General features: G+C 68.8%; 15 protein-coding genes. 4 read left to right on the top strand and 11 right to left on the bottom strand.

Annotation, left to right across the window (positions count from 1 at the left end; all coding sequences use genetic code 11):
* Positions 1 to 726, top strand: coding sequence for a DNA alkylation repair protein (locus tag EP380_RS06365; RefSeq protein WP_238719751.1), 726 nt, complete (start codon positions 1 to 3; stop codon positions 724 to 726).
* 12 nt (positions 727 to 738) lie between these two features.
* Here the strand turns inward: EP380_RS06365 and EP380_RS06360 are convergent, their stop codons facing one another.
* From EP380_RS06360 to EP380_RS06345, 4 genes are all read right to left on the bottom strand, one after another.
* A complete protein-coding gene (locus EP380_RS06360) occupies positions 739 to 1,227 on the bottom strand; it encodes an Lrp/AsnC family transcriptional regulator (RefSeq protein ID WP_106569691.1) in 489 nt (162 codons plus the stop codon).
* 97 nt (positions 1,228 to 1,324) lie between these two features.
* Complete coding sequence (locus tag EP380_RS06355; RefSeq protein WP_127597445.1) at positions 1,325 to 1,963, bottom strand: uracil-DNA glycosylase family protein; 639 nt, start codon at positions 1,961 to 1,963, stop codon at positions 1,325 to 1,327.
* Complete coding sequence (locus EP380_RS06350; RefSeq protein ID WP_106569693.1) at positions 1,963 to 2,574, bottom strand: glutathione S-transferase; 612 nt, start codon at positions 2,572 to 2,574, stop codon at positions 1,963 to 1,965. Before EP380_RS06350 ends, EP380_RS06355 begins: the two co-directional genes overlap by 1 nt.
* A 49-nt stretch (positions 2,575 to 2,623) precedes the next feature.
* Complete coding sequence (locus tag EP380_RS06345; RefSeq protein ID WP_106569694.1) at positions 2,624 to 3,244, bottom strand: thermonuclease family protein; 621 nt, start codon at positions 3,242 to 3,244, stop codon at positions 2,624 to 2,626.
* Positions 3,245 to 3,313: 69 nt separating this feature from the next.
* Between EP380_RS06345 and EP380_RS06340 the strand changes: the two genes are divergently transcribed.
* Positions 3,314 to 4,834 (top strand): sensor histidine kinase, encoded by a 1,521-nt coding sequence (locus EP380_RS06340; RefSeq protein WP_106569695.1) that lies wholly within the window; start codon positions 3,314 to 3,316, stop codon positions 4,832 to 4,834.
* Between the two features lie 4 nt (positions 4,835 to 4,838).
* On the opposite strand, the gene EP380_RS06335 is transcribed toward EP380_RS06340, so the two are convergent.
* Positions 4,839 to 5,837, bottom strand: a complete 999-nt coding sequence (locus EP380_RS06335) for a nicotinate-nucleotide--dimethylbenzimidazole phosphoribosyltransferase (RefSeq protein WP_127597443.1) — start codon at positions 5,835 to 5,837, stop codon at positions 4,839 to 4,841.
* A gap of 166 nt (positions 5,838 to 6,003) precedes the next feature.
* Here EP380_RS06335 and EP380_RS06330 point away from each other — a divergent pair, with 166 nt between their 5' ends.
* Together EP380_RS06330 and EP380_RS06325 are read left to right on the top strand one after the other, a co-directional pair.
* The gene (locus EP380_RS06330; protein WP_106569697.1) at positions 6,004 to 6,237 is read left to right on the top strand and encodes a DUF1289 domain-containing protein; all 234 of its coding nucleotides are present in this window, start codon (positions 6,004 to 6,006) and stop codon (positions 6,235 to 6,237) included.
* 3 nt (positions 6,238 to 6,240) lie between these two features.
* The gene (locus EP380_RS06325) at positions 6,241 to 6,936 is read left to right on the top strand and encodes a TIGR02281 family clan AA aspartic protease (RefSeq protein WP_127597441.1); all 696 of its coding nucleotides are present in this window, start codon (positions 6,241 to 6,243) and stop codon (positions 6,934 to 6,936) included.
* A 4-nt stretch (positions 6,937 to 6,940) separates the two neighbouring features.
* Here EP380_RS06325 and EP380_RS06320 read toward each other — a convergent pair whose 3' ends face one another.
* The 6 genes from EP380_RS06320 to narI form a co-directional block, all read right to left on the bottom strand.
* Positions 6,941 to 7,768: a sulfite exporter TauE/SafE family protein gene (locus EP380_RS06320; protein WP_420845844.1), complete on the bottom strand. Its 828-nt coding sequence runs from the start codon at positions 7,766 to 7,768 to the stop codon at positions 6,941 to 6,943.
* A 143-nt stretch (positions 7,769 to 7,911) separates the two neighbouring features.
* Complete coding sequence (gene dusA, locus EP380_RS06315; RefSeq protein WP_127597437.1) at positions 7,912 to 8,904, bottom strand: tRNA dihydrouridine(20/20a) synthase DusA; 993 nt, start codon at positions 8,902 to 8,904, stop codon at positions 7,912 to 7,914.
* Between the two features lie 150 nt (positions 8,905 to 9,054).
* A complete protein-coding gene (locus EP380_RS06310; protein ID WP_106569701.1) occupies positions 9,055 to 9,597 on the bottom strand; it encodes a DUF2478 domain-containing protein in 543 nt (180 codons plus the stop codon).
* Positions 9,598 to 9,675: 78 nt separating this feature from the next.
* Entirely contained in the window at positions 9,676 to 10,254 is a 579-nt protein-coding gene (locus EP380_RS06305) for a hemerythrin domain-containing protein (RefSeq protein ID WP_238719749.1), read from the bottom strand.
* Positions 10,255 to 10,264: 10 nt separating this feature from the next.
* Positions 10,265 to 11,173, bottom strand: a complete 909-nt coding sequence (locus tag EP380_RS06300) for a peptidylprolyl isomerase (protein WP_127597434.1) — start codon at positions 11,171 to 11,173, stop codon at positions 10,265 to 10,267.
* A 3-nt stretch (positions 11,174 to 11,176) separates the two neighbouring features.
* Positions 11,177 to 11,896: a respiratory nitrate reductase subunit gamma gene (gene narI, locus EP380_RS06295; RefSeq protein ID WP_127597432.1), complete on the bottom strand. Its 720-nt coding sequence runs from the start codon at positions 11,894 to 11,896 to the stop codon at positions 11,177 to 11,179.
* Between the last annotated feature and the right edge of the window lie 6 nt (positions 11,897 to 11,902).

Below are 11,902 nucleotides of genomic sequence, written 5' to 3'. Positions count from 1 at the left end.
GTGGCGGGCGCCGCGCCGCCCTCGCCAACCTCCGACGCCGCGGCCGTCGTCGCGCATCTGCAAACGCTCGCCTCGGCCGACAACCGCGCCGGCATGGCACAGTTCGGGATCGCGACCGAGACCGCCTTCGGTATTCCGAACGCGGTCCTGCGGCCGCTCGCGCGCACGATCGGTCGCGACCAAGCGCGCGCGCTGGCACTGTGGCAAAGCGGCTGGCGCGAGGCGCGCCTTCTGGCTTGCTTCACCGCCGAACCGAAAAAAGTCACGGCCGCGCAGGCGCGCGACTGGGCGAAGGATTTCACCTCCTGGGAGGTGGTCGACCACGCCGCCGCCCTGTTCGTCGAGGCCGGACTTGCCGGCGAACTGGTACCGGAGTTCGCCAAGGACGGGCGCGAATTCGTACGGCGCGCCGGTTTTGCCATGATCGCCTGGGCGGCGGTCCACCTGAAAAAGGAGCCCGACACGGGTTTTCTGGCCTGGCTGGAGCTGGTCGAGCGCCATGCGCACGACGAGCGCAATTTCGTCAAAAAGGCGGTGAGCTGGGCGCTGCGCCAGACCGGCAAGCGCTCGCTTTTCCTGCACGAGGCGGCACTTGCCGTCGCGCAGCGCCTTGCCGCGGCGGACGATCGCGCCAGGCGCTGGGTCGGCAAGGACGCCTTGCGCGAGCTGAGCGCACAAAAGACGCTGGACCGGCTGCGGCAGAAAACGCGGCAACCGGCGCGATAATGGCAAAAAACCTCACGCGGCGCTGGCACTCTCCTTGTCCAGCACCATGTAGTCGAGCGGAAGCTGGGTCGTGTACTTGATCTGCTCCATGGCGAAGGAGGACGACACGTCGCGGATCTCGATCTTGGCGATCAGCTTCTTGTAAAAGGCGTCGTAGGCGGCGATGTCGGGCACCACAACCCGGAGCAGATAGTCGACGTCTCCGCTCATGCGATAGAACTCGACGACTTCGGGAAACTCCTGGATCACCTCGGAAAAGCGCCGCAACCATTCCAGGCTGTGCGAATTGGTGCGGATCGAGATGAAGACATTGACCCGGGTGTTGACCTTATCGGGATTGAGGATCGCCACTCGGCGCCGGATGACCCCCTCCTCCTCCAATTTCTGAATGCGCCGCCAGCACGGCGTGGTCGACAGGCCGACCTTCCTGGCCACGTCGGCGACGGCGAGGGTGGAATCTTCCTGCAACAGCCGCAGGATTTTCTTGTCGAGACGGTCCATGACGGCTCCTGTCGGAAATTTTTTCCGAATTTACGCCTATTGCGCCGCTGTTCAAGTAATTTTTTCTCCCCCAATACGAAAATCGGCAGGGCGCGTTCTATTTCATCGGTCCGATGCGGGTTGCGATTTCTCGCCGCAACACGGGCAGCAACTCGCTCTCGAACCAGGGATTGCGCTTGAGCCAGCCGGTATTGCGCCAGGACGGATGCGGCAGCGGCAGGACTTTTGGGCGCCCGGGCCGGGCAAAGATCTCCGCCCAGGCGGCAACCGTTTCCGTCAGCGTGGTCCGGCGCGCGGCGCGCAGATGCCAACGCTGCGCGTGCTGGCCGACCGCCACGACCAGTTCGAGCTGCGGCATCAACTTCATCAGCCGGCCATACCAGGCCGGCGCGCATTCCCGGCGCGGCGGCAGGTCGCTGCCCTTGGCGTCGTAGCCGGGAAAGCAAAACCCCATCGGCGCGATCGCAAACAGGCAGGGATCGTAAAACGCCTCGCGCGAGACGCCGAGCCAGTCGCGCAACCGGTCGCCGGAGCGGTCGTTAAACGGAATGCCGGTCTCGTGCACGCGAAGCCCCGGCGCCTGCCCAGCGATCAACACCGGCGCCGTCGACGAGGCGACGACGACCGGGCGTGGTTCGTGCGGCAGCGGCCGCCCCTGGGGCTGGTCGCGGCAGACCCGGCAGGCGCGGATTTCGCCCGCCAGCCGGTCGAGCTCGGTGATCGGATCGGCCGGCATCACGCCCGCGCGCTCGGCCGGGCGGACACCGTCTCGTACCAGCGCCGCACGTTGCGCAACTCCTCGGGTAGCGCGATGCGCGCCGGTTTCATGAAATCGATGCCGATCATGCCGGTGATGTCGGCCACGGAGTAGTCGTCACCGGCGGCGAATTCGCGGTCTTGAAGCTCGCGGTCGAAGATTTCCAGAAATTGCACGGTGCGCGGCTTGTTGACTTCGCCCCACTCGGCGATCTGCGGCACTTCCCATTCCTTCATCGCCGGGTGGATGTGGCGAAAGGCCTGGCCGACGGTGAAGAGGAAATTCAGTTCCAGGCGGCGTTGCCACATCTCCACCTGCGCCTTGCCGAGGGCGCCACGGCCGAACAGCGCCGGCTCGGGATGGAGCTCCTCGAAATAGCGGCAGATCGCGATCGACTCGGTCAGGATGGTGCCGTCGTCGAGCTCCAATACCGGCAGACGCTGCAGCGGGTTGCGGCGGGTGACTTCCGCGTCGCGATGGCCCATCGCGCCCATGTCGATGGGCACGCATGGAACCTCGATGCCCTTTTCGGCCAGAAAAACCCTGACGCGGCGCGGATTGGGCGCGCGTCCGCCATCATAAAGCTTCACCTTCCACCTCCCGGCAAAAATTGCGCACGGCCGCCATGCGATCGTGGCGTCAGCCTGCACCAAACAGCGCCGCGACCCAAGCCCGCAGACGCTCCGCAAGGCCGATTTCGATGTCGCTCGCGCGACCGTGAACGGCACGCCAGGCACGCGGACGCTCGAACTGCCCGGCCCACAGGCCGCGCGATTCGGCCCGCGCCCGCCTTTCGGCCCCGCCATAATCCCCGTAGGACACCGCCCAGCCCTTTTCGACCATCGTGCGGTTCAATTCGGTGTCGCCGGCGTGGCAAACCGCCAAAAGACGGCCGAAGCGATCGGTTTCGTGGCCACGGCAGACGACCGCGTGCTGGCCAACCAGCGCGCGCAGCGCGTCGCGCGCGGCGCGCCCGCAGGCATAGTCGGCGCCGTCGCGCCGGCACGACTGGGCGAGTTCGGGCGCATCGATGCCGACAAGCCGGATGCGCCGGCCCGCAAGCGTCAGGCTGTCGCCGTCACCGACCGAGGCCTGGCCGCGCCGTTCGACGGTGGCGGTTTCCTCCAGCCGGGCAACAAGCACGGCGACAACCGCGAAAAGCGCCACCGTCAGCGCGATGTCGAACAGCCGGCGCAGCGGCCGCGTCCCGCGGCGACGCCCGGTTTTCGCCACCGGCAGGCGGCGCAGCAATCTGGTCACCGGAAGGGACTCTTAACCATTCGGAAGTAATTCTCCGCTGTCGATCCAAATTTGGAAAACCCGGTTGCGATGGCGCCAAGACGCTCCACCATGGCGGACAAGAACATTGTGGACCGCACCAAGGCCCACCGCAACGCCGACCTTGCGCGCACGGTGCGGGAAACCCGCGACCGGCTGTCCCAGCAACCCGGCAATCCCGCCTTCGACCGGGAAATGCTGCGCCTGCATGCCGGTGCGCTGACCGGCCGTGCCGCCGTGCTGCCGGTGCTGGCGGGCGTCGTCGCCGCCGCCGGCCTCGTGGCCGGGATGGGACCGCAAGTGGCGTTCTGGGCGGTGCTGACGGCGGTCGCCTATGCCGGGCTCGGCCTGTTCGCGGCCCATATCGCCAAAAGGGAGGCGGGCGACATCGACGTGGCGTCGGTGCGTATTCTGCTGCTGGGCGCCCATGCCGTGACCGGACTGTGCTGGACCTGGTTCGCGCTGTTGAGCTGCGAGAGCTGTCAGATCGACCAGTTTGCGACCGTCAAGGGCGTGGTGCTGCTGTTTGCCGTCGCCGCCACGGCGATCCTGGCCTATGCGCTGCGCGGCGCGCTGCTGGCCACGTTCGGCCTGCCGGTGGTGGCCTATATCGGGCTCGCGGTCAATTTGTGGAATCCGGTCGACGCCGCCATGGCCGGGCTTCTGGCCGCCTCGCTGCCGTTCTTTTCCTACATCGCCGGCCATCTGCACCGCTCGGCGGTGATGCTGCTGTCGTTTCGGACCGAAAAGGACGGGCTGATCGCGGAATTGGAGACGGCCAAGTCGATCTCCGACGAGGCACGCCGGCGCGCCGAGGAAGCCAATCTCGCCAAGTCGCGGTTTCTGGCCTCCATGAGCCATGAATTGCGGACTCCTCTCAATGCGATACTGGGGTTTTCCGAAGTGATGGCTGAACAGGTTTTGGGGCCGCTCGAGAACGAGACCTATCGTGACTACGCGCGCAGCATCCACGATTCGGGCCACCATCTGCTGGCGCTGATCAATGAGATCCTCGACATTTCGCGCATCGAGGCCGGACGCTACAAGCTGAAGGAGGAGCCGGTCGACATCGCCAACACGGTCGAGGATTGCTGCAACATGGTCGAACTCAAGGCGCGCAACAAGGACCTGCACATCGCGCGCGAGTTCGAGCCCGCGCTGCCGCCGCTCTTTGCCGACGAACGGGCCGTACGCCAGATCACCTTGAACCTGTTGTCGAACGCTATCAAATTCGCGCCGACCGGCGGCGAAATCCGGGTCCGTGCCGGCTGGACCACCGGCGGCGGACAATATATTTCGGTGCGCGACAACGGCCCGGGCATCCCGGCCGAGGAGATCCCGGTGGTCCTGTCGGCCTTCGGTCAGGGCTCGATCGCCATCAAGAGCGCCGAACAGGGCACCGGGCTCGGGCTTCCGATCGTCCAGGGCCTGCTGGAAATCCATGGCGGGCGGTTCGAGCTGCGGTCCAAGCTGCGCCTGGGCACCGAGGCGACCGCCATCTTTCCGGCCGCTCGCGTCATGGCGCCGCTCGCCGCCGCCCGTCCTCGGGCCGGGAAGGCGAGCGCGGCCTGAGCGTTCAGGCGGGCACGGGCATCGGGCGCAGGCCCGACAGGCAGAGCGCCGCCGTCCTGACCGTGCCGACGGCAAGCGTGCCGGCGATGCCGCCGCCGGGAAGGTTGCCGGCGGCAAGCACCGGTTCGATCGCAAGCCGCCCGACGACGCCGGCCAAAAGGCCATCGGGAGCCGACGCGGCCAGGCGGCAATGCGTTACCGCCTCGGCGTTGAGCGCGTGCAGCACGGCGGCGGCGGCAACGGCCGCGAGCCCGTCGAGGATCACGGGAATGTTTTGCACCCGCGCCGACACGATCGCCCCGGCGATCGCCGCGATCTCACGACCGCCGAGCCGGCGCAGCGCTTCGAGCGGATCGCGCAGATGGCCGGCGTGATGCGCGAGGGCGGCGTCGATGACGGCCCGGGCCGGCTCCGCCCTCGCCTCGCCGGCCTGAACCAGGAGCGGCACCCAGTCGCGACCGCTCCCGCCCTGCAGCGCGGCCAGCACGCAGGCGGCGGCAACCGCCCCGCCGACGCTGAAATCGCCAAGCACGAGCAGGCTGGTCTCCGCGCTTGCCGCCTCCATGCCGAACGCCATGGTGGCCGCGCAGCCGCGCTCGTCGAAGGCGGCGTCGCGGCTTATGTCGCCGGTCGGCAGGTCGAGCGCCAGGTCGAAGACTTTGAGCGCGACATCGTCGGCCAGGCAGGCCTGGTTGATCGCCGCACCGCCGGCCGCGCAATGCTCGACCATGGCCGCGGTCCAGGACGGGGCGCGCGCCGACACGTCGTGGCGGGCAAGGCCGTGCGTGCCGGCAAACAGCGCAAGCTGCGGGCGGCTCACCACCGGCGGCATGCGCTGGCTGGCGCGCGCGAGCCAGCCAGCGATTTCGCCCAGCGCGCCGAGAGAGCCGGCCGGCGCCAGTTCGTCGAGGCGCGCGCGCACGGCATCGGCCGGTCCCTCTTCGGCGCGCGCGAGGCCGCGCAGCAGGTTGCGGAAATCGTCGAAGGGCAAGCCGGTGGTCATGAAAGCCTCAAATCGTAATCCGGGAGCCGGCATAACCCCATGGCGCGCGCGGAACAATGGCCGCCAACGCCGCATCGCGGCCGCGCCCGCGACAAAGGCGGGCGCAAACGCCCTTGCGCGGGCCGGAAAACTGTCCCATCTGCGGTGAGACTGGAAAGGATTTTTGATGGCCGCGATCGAATCGCCCTGCATCCTGGTCTGCTCTATCGACTTCAAGACCGGCTATTGCTTCGGCTGCGGACGCACGCGCGACGAGATCGCCCAATGGATCGCGATGACGGCCGAGGCGCGCCGCCAGGTGATGGCCGAACTGCCGGCCCGGCTGGAGACGGTCGAACGCAAGCCGCGGCGCGAGACCAAACGCGCACGCCTGGCGCGCGCGCGCGGCGCGGCGGACTGAGCCGTGTCGCGACTGTTCTGGCTCATCATCGCCCTTATCGGCGGCGGGCTCATCCTGCTGGTGACCAGCGGCGACCGCGGCACGGTGTTCGGCCTCGACGACGACGCGTTCGCGCGCACGCTCTATCTGGGCGTGTGGGGCCTCGTTCTGGCCGCCTCCATCATCGCCACGCGCATGAAGCTCGGCGATATCGCCCGCAACGTCGCGGTGTGGCTCCTCATCATCCTGGTGCTGGTGGCCGGCTACCAGTATCGCTACGAGCTGCAGGATGTCGCCAGCCGCATAACCGCCGGCATCGTGCCCGGCAGCCCAATGTCGATCGAGGGCGGCAGCGCGGTGAGGCTCGACAAGCGCGGCGACGGCCATTTCGGCGCCCGTGCCCAAGTCGACGGCGCCACGGTGCATTTCGTCGTCGATACCGGGGCCAGTTCGATCGTGCTGACGGCCGCGGATGCCGGCCGGGCCGGCATCGATGTCGCCGCGCTTTCCTTCCGCGTCCCGGTCTCGACCGCCAACGGCGTCGCGCGCGCGGCGGCGACCTCGGTCGGCACGATCACGCTCGGCCCGATCGAACGCAACGGGCTTGCGGTGCTGGTCGCGGCGCCCGGCGCGCTGGGGCAAAGCCTGCTCGGGATGAATTTTCTGGAAACGCTGGCCGGCTTCGACGTGCGCGGCGACGTGATGATCCTGCGCGACTGAACCGTCAGCCCAGCAGGCTCCAGGCGAAGCGCGCCGCCACCACCAGCATGAACAGGCCGAAGCCGATTTCCAGATGGCGCCGCTCAAGCGCGTGCGACAGCCTGACGCCGAGCGGCGCGGTGGCAATGGTGACGGGAAAGATCAGCGCCAGCGCGATCCAGTTGACGAAGCCGGTCGAGCCGACCGGAAGCAGCGGATTGCCCCAGCCGGCCCACACATAACCGATCGAGCCGGGAATCGCGATCAGCACGCCGACGCCGGCCGACGTGGCCACCGCCTGGTGGATCGGACGGCCGTAAAGCGTCATGAAGGTGTTGTTCATGACGCCGCCGCCAATGCCCATCAGCGTCGAGGAGAGCCCGATCAGAAAACCGATCAGCGCCCGCCAGGGGTTTTCGGGAACCCGGTCGCCCAAGCGCCAATGGGGGCGGTTGAACAGCAGCCTGAGACCGACGGCGAGCGCGATGGCGGCAAACACCAGCCGCAAGCCGGCGCTGGAGATCGACGCGGCGACGAGGCTCGCCACCACCACGCCGGCCGGAACGGCGAAGACGAAACTGCGCAACAGCGCGACGTCGACGGCCCCGCGCGCGAAATGGGCCTGGAAGGAGCGCAGCGCGGTCGGCACGATGATGGCGAGCGACGTGCCGACCGCGACATGCATGCGCACGGCTTCGTCGACGCCGAGCGCGCCGAGCGCCTGGTAGAAGATCGGCACCAGCACCGCACCGCCGCCAATGCCGAACAGCCCGGCCAACAGGCCCGACGCGGCCCCGGCCGCGGCCGCCCCCAGGGCCAGGCTGACAATATCGCCGATCGGCAGTTCGTTCACGCGCAGTCTCCGTGCGATCGTCCAGCCGCGCGGGCCGCGATCCAAAATAGCGTTGTCGCCTTCGCCGGCCTCTCGGCCTGCGGGGCCCGGGCCACGAAGCGGCACGGGCGGCATCGGCGGGTTTCGGTCGGCAAGCGCGCGGCTCAGGCGGCCTTGTCGGCCGCCTCCCGGTCGACGGCGGCGAAGGCGCGCAACAGCACCTCGGGGCCGGCGCCCGGCCGGGTGGCCTCGCTCGACAGGATCTGCCTGAAACGGCGCGCCCCCGGCAGGCCGTGGCACAGGCCGACCATGTGGCGGGTGACATGGGCGAGCCGGCCGCCGCCGTCGATATGGGCGGCCGCGTAGCGGGCCATGGCGGCCACGACGTCGCCGAGCGCGACCGGCGCGCGCGTCTCGCCGAAGATCAGCCGGTCGGCCTCGGCCAGCAGGGCGGGCTGGTGATAGGCGGCGCGGCCGAGCATGACGCCGTCGACATGGCAAAGATGCGCCGAGGCCTCGTCCAGCGTGGCGATGCCGCCATTGATGCCGATGAAACGGTCGGGCAGGCGCTGCTTGAGGCGGTAGACGCGCGCATAGTCGAGCGGCGGCACGTCGCGGTTTTCCTTCGGGCTCAGCCCCTTCAGCCAGGCCTTGCGGGCGTGCACCCACAGCGCGTCGGCACCCGCGGCAAAGACGGCATCGGCGAGCGCGTCGAGCGCGGGGCCTGTGTCCTGGTCGTCGACGCCGAGCCGGCATTTGACCGTCACCGGCACGGCGCAGGCCGCCTTCATGGCCGCCACACAGGCGCCGACCAGCGCCGGCTCCTTCATCAGACAGGCGCCGAACGTGCCCGACTGGACGCGGTCGGACGGGCAGCCGACATTGAGGTTGACCTCGTCATAGCCGAACCCGGCCGCGATCGCGGCCGCTTCGGCGAGTTTTTGCGGCTGCGCGCCGCCGAGCTGCAGGGCGACGGGGTGCTCGGCGGGATCGAACCCGAGCAGCCGCGTCCGCTCGCCGTGCAGAACCGCATCGGCCACCACCATTTCGGTGTAGAGCGCGGTGCGGCGGGTCAGTTGCCGGTGCAAATAGCGGCAATGACGATCCGTCCACTCCATCATCGGCGCGATGGCGAGTTTTTGGCCGGCAGCTTTCATAGTCGCTGGCATGTTTCCAAGTTTTGTCCCGTCGACGACGGGCTTGCGTGCGATCGCAGCCGCTATAGCAGCCGCAAGCCGGGTTCGCCAGCGCGGCGGCGGGATCGCGCCCGGAGACGGGTCGGGACGGGATCGGCGGCCGGCAAGGCGTCAGGCGGCGCGCGGCGACCGGCGGGCGCGGACGGTGTCCAGCGCCCAGCGCGCGACCCCGGCAGGCTCGGGCGAAAGCAGCGCGCCGAGGCCGTCCGTGAACGCGTTCCAGACCGGCCGATATGGCTCGCGTACGGCCGTCAGCACCGGTACGCCGAGCTCGCAGGCGGCCGCGATCACGTCGCGAAATCCGTGCCCATCGGCTTCCGCCTTGCCGAAGCGGTTCAGCACGACGAGGTCGGTCCGCGGGCCGATCGTCGCCTCCAGCCGGCAGGCGGCCTCGGCAAGCGCCTGCGGATCGAGGCGACAGCCGCGCGCGCCGGCGCCGAGCGGCTGGGACAGGCGTGTGCGCGCGCCGCCGGCGAGGTCTTCCAGATACGTCACCCCACAGCAGCCCGGCCCGTCCGGCGTCTCGCGCTGCAGGTACCCCGCCACCCGGAAGCCGCGCGCCCCGACGGCACGGGCGACGCTTTCGAGCAGGTCGTCGATGTGTTCGCCGGCCGCGAACCGGACCGCGGCGACAGCAATGGTCTGATCGGTCATGGCAGGTCTCCTCAGGCGATTGCGCCGGTCGACGGTCGAGCGGCAAGACAGATGTCCGCCGCCCGGCGGACATCGCGGTCAGGCAGGCCGCGCGGCACCTGCATTTTGCGGATAGTCGACGCCGCGGCGCGCCGCCATGCGCCGCCCGAGACTGCCCAAATCGTCAAGGGTCAGCCGCGCGCGGGCGAGGGGCAGGACGATCGCGTTCTCCACGATCAGATGCCGGCGCTCATTGGCCGCGAAGCGATGCAGCAGGCCACGGAAGGCCGCGGCGAGGCGCGTGGTCCGCGGCGCCGAAAGCCCCGCGACGATGGCCGTCGCGTCAAGATGGTCGGAGGCGTGCTCCTGGCTCAGTTCGTCCAGCACATCCTCGACGCGATCCTCCGGCTCGGCCCGCCGGCGTATCAGCGGAAACAAATCCTCCTCCTCGTCGAGCACATGGATGCCGAAATCCTCGCGCAGGAAGCGCAGGATGGCGCCCGCGCACGCGCGGTCCGTTTCGGGCGCGTCGGCGACGCGGTCGACCATCCAACACAATATGCGCTGGCGGAAATGTTCGGCGAACAGATAGTCCAGCGGCGCGGCAAGCTGGTCCGCCGGGGGCGGCGATGCCAGCGTTTCCAACGCCATGCGCAAGGATTCGTCATGCGTGTCCATTGCGTCCTCCCTATTGAAGCAACGGTCCCTCGGCCGCGTTCAAGGCGATGCCGCGCAGTTCAGCCTGTCCGGCCAGCACGGCGATATAGTGCGATACCGCCTTCGACCAGGAAGAGGCCTCGAGCCAGGCGGCGATGCGCTCGGCGACCGCCTCAAAGGGCAGCGCCTCGCCCTCGATGCGCCGGTCGAGGGCGATGACGTGGAAGCCGAAACGGCTTTCCACCGGCGCGGCCGAGATCTCGCCCTCGCGCATGTCCGCCGCGGCCTCTTCGAACTCGGCCACCGTGCTGCCGCGCGTCAGCTGGCCGAGATTGCCATCTTGCTGGCGCGACGGACAATCGGAATGCTCGGCGGCCAGGACCGCGAACCGCGCCGGCTCCTCGCCAAGCGCCGCGCACAACGCCTCCGCGCGGCCGCGCGCGGCGGCACGGGCCTCGCGGTCGTTTGGCGGCGCGGCGACAAGGATGTGACGGGCCTCCAGCAGCGTTGGCGTGACGAACTTCTCTGGATGCCGTTCATAATAGCGCCGGCATTCCGCGGCCGAGGCGCTTGGCGCCTGGACCTCGCGCTCGATCAGGACGCGGATGGCGGCATCGCGCGCCGTCTCGGCCCGACCGGCCTCGTCGCGCCGGGGCGCGCTGTCGAGCCCGAGGCGCTGCGCCTCCTGCCAGAGCAGTTCGCGCACCACCAGCGCCTCGGCGGCGGCGCGCAGGGCGGCGCCCGGATTTTCGGCCGGATGGTTCTGCGCCTCGGCCAAAACATCGTTTTCGGGGATCGCGACACTGTTGACGGCGATCTCAGCGATGACCGGCGCGGCCTTGGGCGGAACCCGCGTGTCGGGCTCGCGGTAGCTGGTGTAGCCGCCGTCCTGGGCCGTCTCCGGCTTGTCGAGCGAGGGATTGCGATAAAGCGTCGTCATGGTTCACTCCGCGGGTAGGCGCGTCTGGGCCGCGCGGCGGTTGCGCTCGCGCACCACCTGGTAACCCGGCCGCCACAGATAGCGCAGCGGGACGCTCAGCATGTGCACCAGGCGCGTGAACGGGAACAAAAGCAGGATCGTCAGGCCGAGCACCAGGTGAAGCTTGAAGATGATGGAGGCATCGGCGACGTAACCCGACGCGGCGCCGTTGAAAGTGAAGATGCCCTGCGCCCAGTTCATGAATTTCACCATCTCCTCGCCGTCGAGATGCTGCAGCGAGACCGGGATCGTCAGCAGGCCGAGCGCGAGCTGGATCCACAAAAGCACGATGATCATGGTGTCAGTCGGGCTCGACGCGGCGCGCACGCGCGCATCGAACAGGCGGCGGTGGACGAGCAGCGTCGCGCCGACAATCGCCATGATGCCGGCGACGCCGCCGGCGACGATGGCCAGCAGCTGCTTGGCGCCGTGGCTGATGCCAAGCGCGTCGAAGATGGCGATCGGGGTCAACAGCCCGAACAGGTGACCGAAAAAGATCACCAGAACGCCGACATGAAACAGCACCGAGCCCCAGACGAGCTGCTTGCGGCGCAGCAATTGCGAAGAGCCGGACCGCCACGTGTAGGGTTCGCGGTCGTAGCGCACGACGGTGCCCAGGATCAGCACCGCAAGCGCGATATAGGGATAGATCCCGAAAAGCAGCGTGTTGAAGAAATCAGGCATGGCGGT

Origin of the sequence: Nitratireductor alexandrii (genome assembly GCF_004000215.1) — a bacterium.
Classification (GTDB): domain Bacteria; phylum Pseudomonadota; class Alphaproteobacteria; order Rhizobiales; family Rhizobiaceae; genus Mangrovimarina; species Mangrovimarina alexandrii.
Note: the sequence above shows the minus strand (reverse complement) of the source record. Positions and strands in the feature narration are given on the sequence as shown.

Bases quoted from the DNA above. Each gene is read 5' to 3' on its own strand.
- EP380_RS06360 (WP_106569691.1), bottom strand. From the start codon at position 1,227: ATGGACCGTCTCGACAAGAAAATCCTGCGGCTGTTGCAGGAAGATTCC.
- EP380_RS06355 (WP_127597445.1), bottom strand. From the start codon at position 1,963: ATGCCGGCCGATCCGATCACCGAGCTCGACCGGCTGGCGGGCGAAATC.
- EP380_RS06340 (WP_106569695.1), top strand. From the start codon at position 3,314: ATGGCGCCAAGACGCTCCACCATGGCGGACAAGAACATTGTGGACCGC.
- EP380_RS06335 (WP_127597443.1), bottom strand. From the start codon at position 5,837: ATGACCACCGGCTTGCCCTTCGACGATTTCCGCAACCTGCTGCGCGGC.
- EP380_RS06330 (WP_106569697.1), top strand. From the start codon at position 6,004: ATGGCCGCGATCGAATCGCCCTGCATCCTGGTCTGCTCTATCGACTTC.
- dusA (WP_127597437.1), bottom strand. From the start codon at position 8,904: ATGAAAGCTGCCGGCCAAAAACTCGCCATCGCGCCGATGATGGAGTGG.
- EP380_RS06310 (WP_106569701.1), bottom strand. From the start codon at position 9,597: ATGACCGATCAGACCATTGCTGTCGCCGCGGTCCGGTTCGCGGCCGGC.
- EP380_RS06305 (WP_238719749.1), bottom strand. From the start codon at position 10,254: ATGGACACGCATGACGAATCCTTGCGCATGGCGTTGGAAACGCTGGCA.
- EP380_RS06300 (WP_127597434.1), bottom strand. From the start codon at position 11,173: ATGACGACGCTTTATCGCAATCCCTCGCTCGACAAGCCGGAGACGGCC.
- narI (WP_127597432.1), bottom strand. From the start codon at position 11,896: ATGCCTGATTTCTTCAACACGCTGCTTTTCGGGATCTATCCCTATATC.